9 protein-coding genes and 3 pseudogenes are annotated in these 19,107 nt (G+C 42.0%); 3 read left to right on the forward strand and 9 right to left on the reverse strand.

What is annotated here, in order from left to right; translation table 11 throughout:
• The first annotated feature begins 163 nt into the window (after positions 1 to 163).
• The gene (locus C9991_RS15510) at positions 164 to 868 is read left to right on the forward strand and encodes a tetratricopeptide repeat protein (RefSeq protein ID WP_106813400.1); all 705 of its coding nucleotides are present in this window, start codon (positions 164 to 166) and stop codon (positions 866 to 868) included.
• Positions 869 to 875: 7 nt separating this feature from the next.
• Positions 876 to 1,352 (forward strand): 6,7-dimethyl-8-ribityllumazine synthase, encoded by a 477-nt coding sequence (gene ribH, locus C9991_RS15515; protein ID WP_106813401.1) that lies wholly within the window; start codon positions 876 to 878, stop codon positions 1,350 to 1,352.
• 105 nt (positions 1,353 to 1,457) lie between these two features.
• Here the strand turns inward: ribH and C9991_RS15520 are convergent.
• From C9991_RS15520 to C9991_RS15570, 9 genes and pseudogenes are all read right to left on the reverse strand, one after another.
• Positions 1,458 to 2,279, reverse strand: a pseudogene (locus C9991_RS15520) (reverse transcriptase domain-containing protein); the annotation flags it as partial.
• A gap of 444 nt (positions 2,280 to 2,723) precedes the next feature.
• Positions 2,724 to 3,335 carry a hypothetical protein gene (locus C9991_RS15525; protein WP_106813402.1) on the reverse strand — a complete coding sequence of 204 codons (612 nt, stop codon included), beginning with the start codon at positions 3,333 to 3,335 and terminating at the stop codon, positions 2,724 to 2,726.
• Position 3,336: 1 nt separating this feature from the next.
• Positions 3,337 to 4,497: a hypothetical protein gene (locus C9991_RS15530; protein ID WP_106813403.1), complete on the reverse strand. Its 1,161-nt coding sequence runs from the start codon at positions 4,495 to 4,497 to the stop codon at positions 3,337 to 3,339.
• Positions 4,498 to 4,519: 22 nt separating this feature from the next.
• Positions 4,520 to 7,405 carry a putative endonuclease domain-containing protein gene (locus C9991_RS15535; RefSeq protein WP_106813404.1) on the reverse strand — a complete coding sequence of 962 codons (2,886 nt, stop codon included), beginning with the start codon at positions 7,403 to 7,405 and terminating at the stop codon, positions 4,520 to 4,522.
• A gap of 314 nt (positions 7,406 to 7,719) precedes the next feature.
• Positions 7,720 to 8,861: pseudogene (gene mobV, locus C9991_RS15545) on the reverse strand (MobV family relaxase).
• 312 nt (positions 8,862 to 9,173) lie between these two features.
• Positions 9,174 to 9,817: pseudogene (locus C9991_RS15550) on the reverse strand (reverse transcriptase domain-containing protein); the annotation flags it as partial.
• A gap of 599 nt (positions 9,818 to 10,416) precedes the next feature.
• Complete coding sequence (locus C9991_RS15560; RefSeq protein ID WP_106813405.1) at positions 10,417 to 11,283, reverse strand: 4-hydroxy-3-methylbut-2-enyl diphosphate reductase; 867 nt, start codon at positions 11,281 to 11,283, stop codon at positions 10,417 to 10,419.
• Positions 11,284 to 11,314: 31 nt separating this feature from the next.
• Positions 11,315 to 12,376, reverse strand: a complete 1,062-nt coding sequence (locus C9991_RS15565; RefSeq protein ID WP_106813406.1) for a DUF1573 domain-containing protein — start codon at positions 12,374 to 12,376, stop codon at positions 11,315 to 11,317.
• Between the two features lie 11 nt (positions 12,377 to 12,387).
• On the reverse strand, positions 12,388 to 17,952 hold the full coding sequence (locus C9991_RS15570; protein WP_232823375.1) for an MG2 domain-containing protein: 5,565 nt from the start codon (positions 17,950 to 17,952) through the stop codon (positions 12,388 to 12,390).
• A 309-nt stretch (positions 17,953 to 18,261) separates the two neighbouring features.
• On the opposite strand from C9991_RS15570, the gene C9991_RS15575 reads away from it, so the two are divergent.
• Positions 18,262 to 19,053 (forward strand): NigD1/NigD2 family lipoprotein, encoded by a 792-nt coding sequence (locus tag C9991_RS15575; RefSeq protein ID WP_106813407.1) that lies wholly within the window; start codon positions 18,262 to 18,264, stop codon positions 19,051 to 19,053.
• Positions 19,054 to 19,107 lie beyond the last annotated feature (54 nt).

The following is a 19,107-nucleotide window of genomic DNA, read 5'->3' on the forward strand; positions in this document are numbered from 1 at the left end:
CCATTTATTATGGAAAAAGAAAAAAAGATAGTATAAATTTCAATATATGAGATAAATTGAGTAATTTTGCCAAGCATTTATGCCTACAGCCCAAGGTCATTAACAACACCTCAAACCAAGGGCAAAGGCAAGATACCAAGTAAATTAAAATTAAAATAAATAAATGGCAAACAAAATTGACTTTGGAGCAAACACTCATGTAGAGAACTCCAACAACACCGAGGCATTCATCATTAAGTTTAAGAAGCAGATAATCATCGCAGTAGTAGCTATCATCGTAGCTATTGCAGGCTTGCTTCTCTATCAGTCTTTCGTTAAGGCTCCACGTGAGGAAAAGGCAAGCACCGCCCTCGCTAAGGGTCAGGAGTATTTCAACCAGGAGCAGTTTGACAAGGCTCTTAACGGTGACGGCGCAAGCTATGCTGGATTTGTAAAGATAGCAAGCGACTATAGCGGAACTGACGCTGCCAACCTTGCCGACCTTTATGCAGGTCTTTGCTATGCCAACCTTGGCAAGTGGACTGAGGCTGTTACTTATCTTGAGAAGTTCTCTACAAAGAGCGACGCTATGATTAGCCCTGCCGCTGTAGCTGCACTTGGCAACGCATATGCCAATACTGGCAATATCGACAAGGCAATTAGCACACTCAAGAAGGCTGCTGATATGGCTGACAGCAAGGCTGCTGACGACACCAACAACAGTCTGTCTCCTACATTCCTCATTCAGGCTGCTCAGCTTCTGGAGAAGACCAACAAGAACGACGAGGCTTTGAAGATTTACCAGGACATCAAGAAGAAGTATGTAAACGCACAGGTTGTACAGTCGTCTGAAATCGACAAGTACATCGAGCGTGTAGCAGAGAAATAATAAGAATATGGCAACAGCACTTCACAATCTCTCTGATTACGACTTCGCTTCCATTCCTGATGCAAGCAATATGTGCTTCGGCATTGTTGTAGCCGAATGGAATCCTGAGATAACTGGCGCACTGCTTGACGGAGCTGTTAAGACTCTTGAGAAGCATGGCGCACTGCCTGAGAACATCCATGTAAAGACTGTTCCGGGAAGCTTTGAGCTGGTATACGGCGCTCACCAGATGGTATTGCATGGCGGATACGACGCTGTTATTATTTTGGGTAGCGTTATTCGTGGCGAGACTCCTCACTTCGACTATATCTGCCAGGGTGTAACTTATGGCATTGCACGTCTCAATACAACAAGCGAGATACCTATTATATATGGCTTGCTTACCACTAACGACAAGCAACAGGCTCTCGACCGCTGTGGCGGCAAATATGGCAACAAGGGCGACGAATGCGCTATTGACGCTATAAAGATGGCTAAGTTCTAAATTATAGATAACAATCGAGTAGGAGGAAAACGAAGCAGTTTTCTTCCTACTTTCGTTTTCCGACCTCTCACACCACCGTACGTGCGGTTCCGCATACGGCGGTTCCTATTTTGGATACCATTCGAGATACGCCTCCATTAAAGTAGCATACCCTGCGGAGCGCAGATTATCGTTATTTATCGCCCTCTTCAATACAGGACTATCAGCTATACGCCAATAGCCTTTGCGAGTATTACCCCATTCATATGCTTGGTATTCATTAATACCGCATCTAATGAGGTTTGCCACTCTTGTCTTGACTTTCTTCCAAGCTTTCCATATACACATGCGTATTCTACGTCTTAACCATTCGTCTGTTTCAAGCAAGAGACGCTTCATATTAGCAAGGTGATAATAGCCTACCCACCCTCTTATGTATTCTTTCAGCTTTTGCTTTCTCTTGGCATATCCCCATCCGTTGCTGCGACTTGTCAGTTCTTTTAGTCGCGACTTCATCTTGGCTTTGGACTTTGGATGTACCGTGAGTTAGCATTTGCCTTTCATCACATAAAAGGAGTAGCCGAGGTATTTTACTCCTCGCACATACGACACTATAGTCTTCTCCTTGTTGACTTTGAGATATAGAGCATTCTCTATAAATTGGGTTATACTCTCCTTTACTCGCATTGCAACCCTTTTGGACTTGCAGAATATCATCGAGTCGTCGGCATAACGCACAAAGGGGAGTCCTCTGCGTTCGAGTTCTTTATCCAATTCGTTGAGCATTATATTACTCAACAATGGACTTAGAGGTCCGCCTTGAGGAGTTCCTTCCTCGCTCGCTTCAAACAAACCTTTGTTCATTACGTCACTTCGGAGATATTTGTGTATAAGACTGACCACTCTGCCGTCTTTTATCGTACGGCTGAGAATTTGTTTAATTCTGGAAAACTTTCGTTAGTGCCTTATACAAAGGACTTTGGGAGAATTACCCATTTTTGAGGTAATGACTTGGCAACTGTGCAATCTGCTGCGTTCTACCTTGAATTGCTTACAAGGAACTCTTAGTTTGTTGCAAAGATACGAATTTTACTTATATATAAAAAGCACTGTACTATTTATTATGTCCCTTAGATAGTACAGCACTTGAATATTTGTCTAATTTCTTTTGATATAGAAAAAATGTATTAAAGGCTATTCTTTGTGATAAGAAACCATATCTCCCTTATCATTTCGATACATCTCTATATAATCCAAACAACTTGGCTTTAATGCGCCATTAAAGTGGAAAACAAATGTTCTTCTTCCATCATTTGATTCACAACGTAGAGTTGATTCATCTTGTTTTGTTACACGTCCTACAACAAGAGGATTGTATGGTGGTATCATAAATTAAAACGTGCCCTTGCTAAATTTGTAGTAGATGTCTCGTTGGGTTGGACTATCTATAGTTTTTTCTCCATTTCTCCATAAACAGTTTCTTGGTGAACTAAAGTGATTATAATCTTGCCCTGAACCGATTTTATGTGCTCTTATAAAATAGCTCTTCACATAACTACCATAATCAGAACACATTTGAATATTCATTTTATAACCATTAATACCATAATCCCGTTCTTCTACTCCATAGTGTCCTTCTCCATATTTTACCATGTATGAAAACACCTTATCAGCAACATTGAAGTTTCTTGATGGAATCTTATCAATAAGACCTTCCGAGAAGTAATCTAATTCAAAGTCAATCTGATAAGAACCTTTCAGATAAAGATATGCTGCAAGATAAATAGCTTCTGCTTCAAGGTCTTTTGTATTAAGAGGCATGTGTTTTTTCAGGTCTGTTACACTTTCCTTTACATATTGTTCTATAGGGTCCATAGATGGAGCTTCTGATTGCAGAACTGACTTTATCGTAGATTCAGACTTACAATTGTTTACACTTGAAGATGATTGTGAACTCACATTTTTATCTTCCTTTTTACCGAATAAAAATTCAAAAAAATCCATGTTATTTGTATGATTTAAAGTTTAACACTCTATTTCTTGTTTCTTTGTAATTGTACCTACATTCATATTGTAATATCTTAAATAAAGATTCAATATTACGACTTGTTAATTTGCCATCCTCCGCACAGATTCCTGTATAAAACAACAAAGCTATTGATTTTGCCTGCTCGTGTTTTGCTGATACAATTTCATTATATGTTTTTTCTTCAATATCAACATATCCTCCCGTATCATTAGGTTTAATAGATGCGTGTTGATAATAGGTAAGTGATTTCATATTATACTTCCATCCCGAAGATATTGATATTTGGGTTGCTAATTCATTACAATAATGCGCAAAGTACATATCTGAAATGTACAACAAGTCAGGATTGATATTTATTGGAATTATATACCTTGCCATAGAATCCATAGCAATAGATGCCCTATTTACATAAGCTTCCTGTTGAAAGATTTCATCATTTGTTGTACAGGCTAATTTTGTCAAATATAGATAATCATATGAATAAATCTTTCTATATAGTTCCATATGGTTTTTAGGGCACATCAATAATAATAATCTAAAAGTATTTGCTGCCCCAGCTAATCCATAATCACTATTCCAATATCGATTCGGGAACATTGTAAGTTGATTTATACTTCGATAAAGATAATTTAGCCCTTCTTCGAACTTTTGCCCATACATATACATACCTGCTATATCAGCAAGTATATATGGATGCTCTGTATCTTTAAATTCAAATATGATAGAATTTAATACAAAAGTAGGAATTTCATATAATGCTAATGAAATTCCCCTTGTACGCCAAGGAGAATTTAAATCTTTGAATTTAGGCTTGTCATTTTGTGCATTTTGAACTTTGAGGACATAATTATCCACAAACGAATCATCTATGCACAAACTTCTATCAATCATAGTAATTTCAGACATTTCATAATTCTTACATTTATTATGTAGATACAGTCCCAACTCTTTAAGTAAAGATATGATATACTCATTGTGTATTTTATTCACATAAAAATCAAACATCATAGGAAAGAGCCAATTGCCCTTTTTCTCTTGAAAACAAATGGGATGTTCATGTGCAAATTGACTGAACGATTTTGGGTCAGCAGACTCAATTTTCTCAAGGAGAGTTTTGATGTAATAATTATCTTCCATACAAAAAACTTAATTATCAATGTTATGATAGATTTTCTCCCTGTAATGTTATCAACCGCTTCTTAACAGTCCCGTTCTTACAGGATTTTACTATAGAAATTATGACTTCATCCATACGTGGCACTTCCAATTTTCTGTATTCATTTGTATCATCACAGAAAACCACAAGATACATCTTTTCGATAATTATGTCATAATTTCTTTCGAGAATATAGCGATATAGGTTCTGTTGAATACAATAATGCCAATATGGCGTATCCTCAATTTGATTGAGTTCACCTAACCCTTTCTCGCCATAGTTGTTTACCGCAATCGGTTTACCCCAAAAATCGACAATGCGATGACTACGTTTCCAATCATATATGTCAAAAACATCTCCACGTTTATGTATCATATCTATTGTACCAGCAATTTTTAGTTCGTCATCATATATAGCCCATTCTGTTCTAAACGGTTTAAATTTGTGGTTTTCGAGAAACTCTATGAATTGCATATATTCAAGTTCAAGAGAAATTTGTTCTTCTATGTGAACATATTTTCCGTCATATTTGAAAGAGAATTCTTGTTGATATGGAAGTCCCTTATAATAGTTTTCTATTTGTTGGTGCATAAAAGTTCCGACATCACGTGAACACGCACCTTTTGAATCCCATTCTTCAAGAATCTGTCCTTGTGATATATTTCGTTGATTAGCTTTATATTCTGACCAATAGTATGAATCAAATGGCTTAAAGAAACAAGATATCACACTGCTGACAGGAATAAATTGTTCCTGTCCATCATATAGATAAATATGTTCTTGTGGATAGAATTGAATATGAACGTCTTTTTCGCAAAAAACAGGTTCTCCTATTTTATAGTTTACTTTTCTATTTGAAGAAAACACCAATGGTTTCATTCTCTTGGCACAAACCCTTTCTTTTTCCGTTTGTGTTATGTCTGCAATTTCAAGTTTCTCATTGTCAACAATACCAAATTCATGGTTCAAGTATTTCTCGCGAGTATTTTCACTTGCCATAACTTTGGCTTCGATTTCTGTCCATCGTTCAATTTCCTTTGGAGTAGAACATGAGAGAAAATCGATTGGTAAAACCATAGAGGGTTGTATATAATGAAGAACTTGTGCTATAAAAGCCGCACATCCCTTAGGATTGGAAAAAACTTGATATTCAGTAAAACGAATAACAATCCATCCGATATTATTCAGAAGTGCATCACGAAAATCATCCCCACATCCTATATAATGTATAGGTTTTCGTGTAAATGCAGCATATGGTTCGTCTATTTCAATGTCTATTCTTATAGATGGGTGCTTTTTGCATATAATCGCTATATCTGGTTCAAAAGGCCTGTTATCTTCTACAGGAAGTATATTGCAATCACCGAGTATAAGTAAATCACATCCCCTGATAGTATCTTGTAGATAATTTTGGAATTTAGCTTCACTGAACCCTCTTCTTGCTATAGCTTTTCTTCTGTATGGAAAAACAATACAGCCATCTTCAGGATATTTAGTTACTGGATATTTCCAGTTACTCTTATCTTGGACAACTGATGGCATCAAATAATCAACATATTGAACATCAAAATCATCAACCACTCCAACAGCATAATCACTTTCTATTTTTTTCTCTGTTTTGCAAATGACATCTATCAATTCTTTATCTACGCTTTTAGACAAAGCAAAATCTTTAACCTTCTTGACTTTTTCTTTTGCCGTCTCAATATCAGCAGACTTTAATGCATTAGAAATAGAATTGATTTCATCTTTTATTTGTTTTTGTTGCTGCACTTCTATGTTCTTTTTATCAATGAGTTTTTGCATCTCTTCCCGAGAAAACTCTTTCATTAAAGAAATATAAACAATACAGGGCTTTTGATGCTTAAATTTCTGTATTACAGATTCGCATCTTTTTACAAACAAGTCTTGTGTTGTTACTCCATCAATAATAACAACATAGTTTGAAGATAGTTTATCTATATGATGGAGAGCACATGATTGAAATCCAAGTACAGCCAAATCAAGAGTTAAAAACTGAACTTGAAGATTTTCATCGAATTCAGCTCCATATGCGATTACTTGCACAGGGACACCCAATGATTTTATAAAGTTACTAATCTCTATGTTGATATAAGAAGGGGTATTTATTTTTCCCTCCTTATATTTATCTATATTAATGTTATTCTCTTGCGTCTGTTTAAAATGAGTGTAATCTAAATCGGTTGCAGTGCAAAAACTTGAAAAAAAGAATTGCCATATGCGATATTCTCCTTGTATGATATTTCCTTTATAGTCGGTTTTTTGAAAATTCATGTTATAAAAATAGCAACCAGAATGTGGCGTTGTAGATTTTTTGCTACGACATAACTTACTAAAAGCTATTTGTGCCTTTTCCCATTCTTCGGTACTTAAAAACTCTTTTTGCCGCCTATCGAAATCTATTATTTCCGTAATATTACTTATTATTATTGATTTGTTTGCAGAAGGATGTTCTTTTTGCCAACAAGTAAGTCCATCTGAATAGTTGGCTTTAATCATATTATATTCAGTTGATACCTGCTTTTCTCGTTGTATTCTTTCCAATTCGAGCTTTTCTCTCTTTTCCCATTCAACTTTAGGAAATGAGAGGAATTTATTTATATCTTGTTTTGTAAGATTGTTTTCAGACTGGAATATTCGTAATTCTTTTCGAAAGAAAGAGTATGCATTAGGATATATATCTTTTTGATGCTTAAATTTCTTTATTAAACGCTTAGTTGATAAATTTGATATAAATATAAAAGCTATAAGAATGGCTATTAAAATTCCTATAATTATGCATACGACTTTAAAACCTTGAGTAAGTCCACAAGTTATAAGTGCTAGTAGGGCATATCCAATACAACCCCATTTTTTTTCTGAATCCATAATTCTTACTTATAAATATATAAAGCGTGAACTGCACAGCCACGTCTTTACTTGGAGGTCGTAGGAAACCTTGCATACAGATGTAGTAATAGCAGCCCACGCTATAGCGTGAGAACCACTATGCCATCTGAGTATGCAATTTGAAAATTTTCTACGTTTCCAAATACTTGATGCGCATAACGCTTCTTTCTTATCTAATATGTTTTGGAAAGAGTTACCTCAATCCGATACAAAGGTAAGAAAAATCCGTGATCTGCCATTCAAACATCACGGATTTTTTTGATTTACAGTTTCATACTCCTATTCTGTCTTGGTTACGGTATTCCGATAGCTTCTCTAAACTCATTCATTTTCTTTCTGAACCAGTTCACGTGTGAAACCCCGTCTATCTTGAAATCGAATCTACCGTTTTCGTCCTGTCTGATGGAACAGACGGAGTGTCGGGTATCAAAACTTCGGTTAAATTCGGAAGAATAGAGTTCGCCTTTTATCCCGACCTCCTTGAACTCGCACAGTCTTCTGATTATTCCGTCATTGAACCCCAATCGGTCACGCAGGAAGTTTATTACAGGCATCAGCTTCTCCACATACGGGAAATAGCGTCTGACAAAATCCGTAAACTCCGACAGCTTGCGGTGCTGTTGCTCGTAAGCGTTTCTTATCCCCTGTATCTGTTCGGCTTGTTGCCGTTCCCGTTGTCGGGCTTCGTCTTCAAGTTCAAGGATGCGGTCTTGCAAGTCCTCGTTCCTGCGTTCCAACGATTTCATTCTTCCACTTCCGAAAAGAGAACCCACACTGCTTGCAAGGGCGGTTGCCGTATCGGTGGCTGCGCTTTTGAGCTTGTCGGTGGGATTTCCGCTTTTACCTGTTTCAGTTCCTCCTGCGCCTCGGCTTTCTTCTCCTGTAACAGTCTGGTTTCGGTTTCAAGGGTTTCATTTTTCTTTTTCAAGTCCCGATAACGGACGGAATTTGTTTTCTTGCGGTACTTGCGCTTACCGTCCGTCTGTTCTTTCTTGGCTTTGCGCCTTTCACCCGTCACGATAGGAACAACGGCTGCGTGGATGTGCGGAGTCTTCTCGTCCATGTGCAGATGGGCGGCAACCACATGGTCTTTGCCGAATGTGGCTTGCAGCCATTGGATGCTGTCGTTGCACCATTCGTCGAGCTTTCCTTTTTCCTGTATGTTCATCATATCCTCGTGCGTACCCGACAAAACCACCCGGACAACGCGGACTTGGTCGTGCGTGATTTTCCGTCTGATGCCTGCCGTGTTCAGCCTGTGGGCAATCGCTTCATCCCTGCCATGAACGCCATCAGGGTATTCGACAAGCACCATGTTCAGATGTGTTCTTGTCGGGTCTGCGTTTTTAGGCATTATCTTTCTCTCTATATGGTCGGACTGCGTGGTGTCCGATGTACCCTTTGCCTTCTTAATGTCCAATGAAAAATATCCCATATCATTACTGTTTTTGCGGTTATCGTTATGTTTCTTCTCTCTGCCTGTGGCATCGGCTCACAGGGTTTATTATGCAAATGAACCATTGCAGCACTCGGCATAATCCAGACGAGTTTGGCTTCTGCTCTCGTTTGCACAGGGTTTCCAAAGGGATTTCCCTTTGGCTCGATAGGGTGTTTTTAGCGTTACGGAGTAATGCGTGAAGAAAACGCCCTATAGAGCTATGGTATTTCTGTCTAAATACCTTGGGAGAGCGGACGTGCATATTACAGATGAAATCCCCCTTTCTTTTTCGGTGGCTGCATCATCCGCCTTGCGGATTGGACTTGCATTTCTCCCGTTTTTCGAGGTTATTCCAGAGATTTTCTATGAGTTTGCTATGGCTCACGGTATCGAAGAAGCGTTCAAGGTCAAGGTCTACTACATATATGTAGCCTTCGTTGATTATCCTTTGCGCTCCTCGTAGTGCGTCATGGCATCCTCTTCTCGGACGGAAGCCGTAGCTCGTCTTAGAGAATTGGTTCTCATAGATGGGAGTCAGTACTTGGTTGATGCACCAAACGGTCTACAACTGTAGGTATTCCCAACAGGCGCATCTTGCCATTGTCCTTAGGTATTTCTACCTTTTTCACTGGGTTCGGACGGTAAGAACCGTCCATCAAGGAACGGATGAGTTCATCCTTATTGGTCAAGAGCCATGTGAGCAGTTGCTCACACGACATATTGTCGATACCACCACAGCCTTTGTTTCTCATCACTGCCTTGTAGACTCGGCTGAGATTTGAAGGACTGAGGATTTGCTCGAAAAGGTGTTCCTTATCGAATGGTACTTCCACGATGTTGTCTTCACACATCCACATGAAGGTCTGCACTCCCCCATACCATTCAGTTTCCGACCTATCTCTTTGGGGGCAGCCATTAACTTGGGATAATGTTTTCTGCATTCTTTCCTTCATAAGGTATGTTTCAATTACTATCGCTTGATTGTTAGGTTCTGCCCTTCGTGCAACGTTATCGAGTATTGCACTACTATGGCGTCTGCTGACTTCTCACGGCAAGCTTTACTCCGCTTCTTTCGTAAGAACAACTATTTGAAGCGTCCGTGAGACCTCCTCGGATAAGAACATTGTCTTTCCATCTTATACCTACTTCATTTACACCAACCGTTCCGAATAGCTATAGGGCTTTGGTCTGGGTAGCAACCTTACCCACGGTCATATGCCTTGTATGAAGTTTCTGTACGTTAGGTCAGATGTTTGCCGCCGGCTTCTTTCAGGTTCCAACTCACGATGGACACCCTTGCCCTTGGCTATGTAATTCCCGCTATTAGGGCTTACTCGGGACTTGCACCCGTTAGACAATGCTCGTGCCGAGCATACTATGCAAAAGCGGCACAACCTATATAGGTTGTGCCGCTTTTATATTTAAACCAATCTATTTATATAAGTAAGATGCATCTATGCTTGCTATCAAATGTATCTATGCTTGCTATCAAATGTATCTATGCTTGCTATCAAACATGTTTTTGCTTGCTGTCAAAGATGTTTTCTTGCTATCAAAAACTCAATATCCTTTGCTGACATTGCTCCATAAGCCACTTAGGGGTACTTGTAGCTCCACAAATGCCAACGGTATGCACGTCATCCGTAAACCACGCCTTGTCTATCTCCTCAGGACTTTCTATCTGATAACTGTTAGGATTGACCGTATGACACTCCTTGAAAAGCACCTTGCCATTGCTCGACTTACGTCCCGACACAAACAATATCAGATTGTGCTTGGACGCAAAGGCGGCAATATTAGGCATGCGGTTAGCCACTTGCCTGCAGATGGTATCAAAGCTCTTGAACGTAGCCCCTGGCTGTATGTGCTGCTGAATATAGTCTATAACACGATGAAATCCGTCGAGCGACTTGGTAGTCTGCGAGTAAAGATAGATATCGCGCGAGAAGTCGAGACGTTCCACATCATCCACCTTTTCCACAACTATGGCACGACTCTCTGTTTGCCCTACAAGACCAAGCACTTCGGCATGACCACGCTTTCCGAATATAACAATCTGCGCATCGGGATTGGTATCGTATTGTCGCTTTATACGGCGCTGCAAGGCAAGCACTACCGGACATGTAGCATCTATTATCTCAATGCCGTTGTTGCGTGCCATTGCATATGTTTCAGGCGGTTCGCCATGAGCACGCAACAACACTTTAACTCCATGCAGCTGGCTCATCTCATCGTGATTAATGGTTGTTAGGCCTTGTTCGTGCAGACGTTTCACCTCCATACCATTATGCACAATATCGCCAAGGCAATAGAGCTGGGTACCATTTGCCAGCTCTTCTTCTGCCTTCTTGATGGCTGTGGTAACACCGAAGCAGAACCCGCTGCCTTCGTCTATCTCGATTGTCAAATCTTTGTTCATATTGTTAATAATGTCGTTGATATGACTTTATCTACTCCGTAATAATCTTAATTGTAACCTTTGGCAGATTAGGGTCGTTAGTTATCATGAGTACACGTGGTTTAGAGCGTGCATTCTTGAGCTGACGCTGCTCAGCAGTAATCTTAAGCTTGGCAGTCTCACCCGGCTTTAGGTTCTGCTTGTTTAGCGACACCTGCAATCCTACTGTAAACATCTGCAGATTCTTTATTTTAAGCGTATTCTTACCGTCGTTGCGTATGATAATCTCACCCTTAAGCTTCTTCTTGCCGTTGAAGGCACCAAGATTAAGTTCTGTGGTCGACAGATTCATACGTGGAGCATTGGCAAGCTGCGATGCTGTAAGATTGTCAAACTTAGGCAAAAGCACTGCCGATACCTCAAGCTCTTTCTCATGACTTACACGGTCGCCAGAGAATGCACCAAGGAATACTGAAGTCTGTGTCAGTCCCATATCCTTCAGACGCTTAGAATTAAGCGTTACGGTAACAACACCACTATGTTGTGGAGCTATCTTCGAAGGCGAAACCTCAGCAGTAAGGTAATCGGGCAAGTGCATAACAACCGGCTGTATAGTCTCATCGGTAGTGTTGCGTATATGTATCTTCTTCTGCGGACGCTCACCACGGTTTACATCGTCAAACTCTATGCCATTGCAATCGCTCTGAATATTACCAAGCATAAAGTCGTACTTGCCGCCAAAGTCAACAATCTCTCTAACCACCTGTCCACGCATACGCAACAGCAGCGGTTCGTCGTTGCCCTCGGTATAAATATCCACAAGTTTGTCGTAACGTCCCATTGTCTGTGCATCGTATGTAACACGCACGATAAACTTGCTATCGGCAGGAATCGTTCCCTTAGGATATTCCACATCGGTGCAACCGCAACTCATACGAATATCAGTGATGCGCGTTGGACGATTGCCCTTGTTTATTACTTCAAACTCGGCAGTTGCCGGCGACTGATAGACAGTCTGTCCGCAGTCGACAATAGTATTGGCTGTCACTATCTTCTGAGCACTCGCAGCGAGTGCCACCAAGAAGAGAGATGCAGATATAAATAGTTTCTTCATATTTCTATATATCAATTGTTTTTAACATTCAATGTCACAGCCTTGGTACGTGCCATAAACTCTGGCGAATAAGCACATTGCACGGTGCATGTACCAGTTTGGTAGATGCCACAACGGTCTACATAATAGGTTGTCTCCACAACATGCTTGCCCTTGGCAAGGCGTGCGAAGAAGTAGTTTGTGGCATTGTCCTTAGGCTGACAATAATATCCATAACCATATCCAGACAACTGTTGTGCCGGCTCAAGACATGCAGCACGGTGGTCAGACAGCTGAACAAAGTCGTAGTCGCGGTCGGCAATCACTGTTAGACGTACCGTAATACGGTCGCCTACATTAAGCCGTACATTGCCATTGTCAAGTTTTGCACCATCCTTAAGCACATCACGCAGCACCTTCATGCCCATTGTTGCGTCAGCAACGTCGGCTGTTGGCTGCATAAACTGAGCATAAGCAGCACCCCAAGATGTACCGGTAGACGTCTTTTCTATAGTTAGCGAGCGCATATTATCGCCCGTCTTAGCCGACTTTACATAACCAAGTGCTGCTGTGGCTTTAGGCATAGCCAACTTCTGTCCGTTTACTTTTATCACTGCAGGCTGTCCTGCGTTCTCGGTAAGCGAAGAAATATTACCATCCAAGAAGGCATAAACAGCATTGACCGAGTTGAGCGGTGTATCCCAAGCCTGTGTGCGCTTAGATTGCAACAGCCAACGTTGCATTTCCGAAATAGTATTGGCATCGTTTGGCTGCAAAGCCTTTAATGCCTCAATAGCAGCTACCTGCGACGGTATGCGATAGTCGAACCATGAGTAAAGGGCCTTAGGTGTGTCGAAATATCGACCCATATCCTCCTTGTATACTGTGTACTGACGTATGCTTTCCAGCAAGTCGGCAGCCTGCTTGCGATGATTATTTCCCGCCAACACAACAGCCGACACAGCCTTGCCGTATATAGAGAATTCGGTGTTCTGTGCAGCAAGACGTGATATAAGGTAGTCGAAATTGCGCTTTGCCGACTGCTGCATATCTCGTCCTGCAAGTGTAGAGGCATAAAGATACTGTACAGCAAGCTCGCTTGGGCGCACGTTCTTAACTTTGCCTTCGCTCTCTATCTTCTTCATTTCCTTCACCTCACGTGCCATCTGCTTGTCCATATAGGCAAATGCGGTACGTACAATGGTCTTGGTTTCATTCTGTTCGCCAACCATATGGTTAAGACGGGTCAGAGTCTGTAGAACCGACATCGTCATATAAGGCGAACCTTCCATTCCTTTCCACCATGCAAACGAGCCATCAGCATTCTGCAAACGCGAAAGACGCAATAGGTTGTCGGCAAGACGGTAATTGATTTGCGACTCATTAAAGTAGCCCATCAACTGTTGTTTCTGTTCCGATTCGCGGTCTGCGTCAAGCAACCATGGTGTCTCTGCAAGTACTATTTGCTTCAAACTTTCATTCTTCTGCAATGCACTTTGCAATGTTGAGCCTCCATTCTGCGATGCATCATTCTTCCACAACTCCATTGTCTGCTTGATTACTGGTGTAGACTGCATCAAGTGGCGTCCGATAGAGTTGGCATAATATGCTGTAGCGAGCGAGATAGCATTGTCTCCATCTGGATTAATCATCGAAGGTAGAGCCTGAACCACAAGCCAAGCAGGCGAGTTGGTATACTCCACCGTCAGTTTATTGCTCTTATCATTTACAGCAAACATTTTCTTTAGGTCAAGATGCAGTGTGCCAGGTTCGTTCTGAGTAAATGCAATGGTGTTGGTAACCAACACTCGACTGGGCAAAACTGGCATATAATGCTGCTCGCCATCGCTATATCCACGTCCCGAAGCTACGATGCGACATATCAGCAGTCCGTCGTTCTTTATCTTTGACATGTCAAAATCGAAGTTGGCTGCTATGGTCTCGCCTGCCTTGACCACGAACTTGTGGTCGGCATGGTATACTTCCTTGCCTGTCTCAGGATTGATAAACGATAGTCGTGCCGTGCCGTCAACCTGTTTATCCGACGTGTTTGATACACGTGCCAAGATTATTCCACTATCTGTAGAACGTACAAAGCGTGGAACATTAGGCTGTACCATAACAGTCTTCTTGGCTACAGATGTGGCTGATATCATGCCGCTGTTCATCTGGACATCGTGTGCCAAACCATACAACTGCCATGTTGTGACACTTTCGGGCAGCGTGAAGTTTATAGAAACATTGCCCTTGTCGTCGCTTATCAAGCCTGGATAGAAGAAAGCTGTTTCCTCAAGATTCTCGCGAACCTGTTCGGTTAGCACTTTACTTGAGCTTTCTTTATCGGCAGAACCAACCGCCGGCAACATCCGAGATGTATTGACAGAAACATCTTCATCGGCTACACGATCGGTATCAATAACACCTGCGAATATCTTATTCTTGCCTTTTCGTGATGCAGCATTATCACGTACATACATAGGACGAGACACGGAAAGCTCTTCCTTAGCCATCAACACCTCGCCATAATTGGTATACAAAGACTGATAACAGAAGCGGCTGAAGTCGAGCGAGCGCTCGTTGAGGAATCGCATAGGTGCCTCACTGTATGCATATACGTTACGGTTGTATACACCGTTCCACGACAACCAAGGCACATTGGCATATACCGGTAGGCTGAACGAGATGTTATGACTGCGTAACTGGTCAAGCGACTTGTCGTACATTGTTGCAAGCAGTTGTGCACGTGCTGGTGTTCCATCTGGGCGTGTTATGTTGAGCGTCCATGTTTCGCGCTGTCCTGGAGTAAGACGGTCGCGGAATGTAGTCCACTTAATATTGAGACGAGTGTCAGGCAATGGTCGCTGTATTTTAGCTGTATGTTTGTAGCTCCGACCATTCTTTACCCAAGCCACAGACAGGGTGACACCATCGCCCCACTCTTCCTTATAGCTTATAGCACGTGTGCGAAGCTCGTTGTGTAGGTCGGCTCTGCCTTCTTCTATTATCTTATCGCCTGAGATAATGGTATATACCACATGCTGTATGCTGTCAGTAGAACCTAGTTGTATATACACTGGGCTGCCATCAGCAGGGAATTGTTCTGCCGACTGATAGAACCAGTCGTGTGTCTCTACAGGTGCCTTACTATCTTGCAAAGTAAAGGTAACGAACGAGGTTGTCAATGTATCCGTACCACAAACAGCTATAAGATTATGACGAGCAGAAGCTAAGGCTGCGGCATCGAGCTTTGCCGGTGTGTTGGCTTTGCATGTATAGCTGTTGTTGTCGATAGTATAAGTCACGATGCCATCTATTGGCTCGCCCGCATTGTTGCGATAGGCAAAAGTTATGGTTGTCAAACTATCACGCAACGACTTCTCCGGGATATCGCATGTAAGCATAGTAGGATAATCGCTCAACGGAAGTGAGGTCTCGCCATGACGTGTCTCGCCTGCAACGTCGGTAACATCGGCTGTTATGTCGAAGTTGAAGTAGCGTTTGGGATGCTCGTCGTAGGTCTCTGGCATAACCATAGGCACAGCAACAGTGAAGGTTCCGTCGGCTGATGTTTGCAGAGTATCTACCAAAACGGTCTCGCTCTTGATGTCGTTATCGGCATAACGCCAATAAACTGAGGGACGACGCACAACTCTTACAACAGCCTTTGCACCCTGAACAGGCACACCATCAAAACTCTTTGCCGTGGCATTAAAGCGAACTGTATCTCCAACAGCATACTTGGTTTGAGGTTTCTCAAAATCTACCTTGAATGTTGGTCGTTTATACTCCTCAACAGAGAAATTAGTGTAGATGTTATTGCCAAGGTCGCTACGCAAAGTGTATATACCCGTCAAGCCACCCTCTGGCAAAACAAAGTCGGCAGAAGCCATACCAAACTCGTCGGTTGTTACAGTACGCTTGGCTATTTCCTTACGATTGGCATCACGCAAAGTTATAGTCATCTGCTTGCCCGAAAGTGCCTCACCCTTATACACCTTATTATTATATGTATAGGCAATAGCTGCTGCATGCACCGTCTGACCAGGTCTATATATACGGCGGTCGGTGTAAATCTTGGTCTGAGTTACATTTGACTTGTTACCGTAATAATAGAAACGACCTCCCATAGATGTGCGCGGAAAAGCTTTGTCCTCGTCTGTATACACACGGTATGCACGTGGCTCAGAGGCTTTATACTCTACATATGCCTCTCCATTTACGTCTGTTGTAAATGTCTTAACGTGCTCTTTGCCGTCGCGGTCTATCGACATTACCACATCAACCTTTGCTCCCGGCACGGCAGTACCAGTTGTGGCGTTGAGCACAGCCACACGACACTTCTTGCCAGGAAGCATCTCTATAACAGGATATAGATTGCTTACACGCAGCAAACGACGCTCAACCGGCATACTTACGTTGTCGGTTGATACCTCTACAAGATACATACCAGTGCGCAACCCTTTTATTTCCAGGGTGTCGCTTATGGTCTTGTATGCCGGCATACCTACATAATTGTGTACGTCGGTAAGTACCGGATCTGTAGAAACAATGTGTCGACGAAGACGTGCATAATCCTTGTCGTTGCTGGGATCAAGATTGGTTGTGCCGTCAATATTCAAGAGGCTGGCGCTGACACGTATCTGCCCTATATTGTTAAGCCCCATCACCATCACCTTACGTGTTACACCAGGCAATGCTATTTCGCCACCAAGCGAAGCATGGAAAGAAGGCAAGGTAAGGCGACGTTGGGCATTGCGCAGAATGTTCATACGTTGCCATGCCCCCCACTTCATAAGGGCATAGTTTATATAACTCATCTTCTCTTCTGCCGAAATGTCTTCGGCATTCTCCATATAAGCATAACGTTCTATAGCCACCTCGCCACATGGCAGGAGGTCGCCATACTGGCGCACCAATGAGTCAAGCGACATTATGTACTTCGACTTCTTCACTCGTCCCTCGTCTCCTGCACGGCGCGACTTCTTTACAAGCTCAAGCGCCGTGAGCAATGCACCCTCACGCTTGCCATGCGATGCATAATAGTCGTGCATTGTACGATAGTCGCCTGCACGCATACCTATTACATGCAATAGGTCGTCATAATAGTATTTGGAGTCGACACCATCCACCACAAATGGCTCATATCCTGTGGCATAGGCAGATGCAAGTGCATCGGGATGTGCCATAGACTTGGCATAATACTCCTTTCCTATATCTACACCGTCATCAAGCAATCGTCTATTGTCGGTATATACCGAACCCAGCACCGACTGATAAACTGCGGCAAGCACATTATCGCCACTGCTTACAGCAGTCTGTTCGGCATATTTAAGACGTTCTATAGCTGGCAACAGTGAGTCGGGCGACATCATTGTCTCATATCCGGCAATAGACACCTGTGCCTTAAGCAATTGTCCATATTCATGCTCTCGTTGTGCCTTGTCGGTTATTTTGGCAAGCACCTTGAGTGCCGACTGTGGATGATCCTTCTGCATGGCAGAGTCGAACTGCTTCCAAAGGGATGTATATGAGTCGGCTATAGCTGCCAATGGCATGAGCATAGCTACAACCAATGAAATGAGTCTTGACCTTTTCATATTCTATAATTTTTCTGTTTTCTCGTATAATGGCTTCTGGGGTGATATATTGCATGATATTTGAGCATATCATATACAAAGATAGCGGAAATATGCAAAACAACAAAACAAATACGGCTTTTTATTGATAATTATCCATATTAACCATCAATAAAGACAAAAGAAAAGAATAGATGACAATTATATAAAATCCATATCTTGTTTCTTGTTTTTTCAAATATTAAATTGTAACTTTGCCACAACAATATGGACAACGAACTTGCTCGTACCTGAACTTTATATAATATCTAATATAACTTTATTTACACCATGCATCAATTACATCGTTATACATCCAGCCTGTTAAGGGCTGTCCACTTGTTCTGCATTGCGACGATAGTATTTGTCGCAAGTGTTGCCGTTTCGTCTTGCGATAACGACGACGACCAATTTCCGGTATATCCTCTTAATCGTCCTAATGCCATAGTTACGGTTAAACCATCTGCCGACGGCTCTACATTCTATATGCAACTCGACGATTCTACACGCCTAACCGCTACCAACATGCAAGCTGCTCCTTATGGCAAACGCGAGGTAAGAGCTTTTGTCAACTATAGACTGCTTACACAACCTGCCGACAAGCGCAACTATGAGGTATATATCAACTGGATTGACAGCGTGCTTACAAAGCCTATGATTGAATATCCTGCCACCAGCGAGACTGATGCAATGCACTTAAGAAAGGACCCTGTAGAGATAATGCGCGACTGGACGGTTAGCGAGGATGGCTATCTTACCATACACTTCCGCACATTATGGGCAGCCAACGGCACTCCACATTACGTTAATCTTGCTGCAACAAACGCTGCAAATCCATACGACCTTACTTTCTTTCACGACGCACAAGGTGTAAAGGGTGGATATTGGGGCGACGGTATTGTAGCATTCCGACTTGACCAACTGCCCGATACTGGTGGCAAGACTGTAGACATGACATTGCATTGGACATCATTCAGTGGCGAGAAGAGTGTTACATTCAAGTATTCCACACGCCATACAACAAACAAGATACAAGGCTTGAGTTTTGCTCAAAGCGGACAGTTTGAAAAGGCTTTACACTGATTATACATATAATATATAAAGATAACATACACTTAAACATACTAAAATCAAATC

Source organism: Prevotella merdae, from assembly GCF_900290275.1.
In the GTDB taxonomy this organism is placed as follows: Bacteria; Bacteroidota; Bacteroidia; order Bacteroidales; family Bacteroidaceae; genus Prevotella; species Prevotella merdae.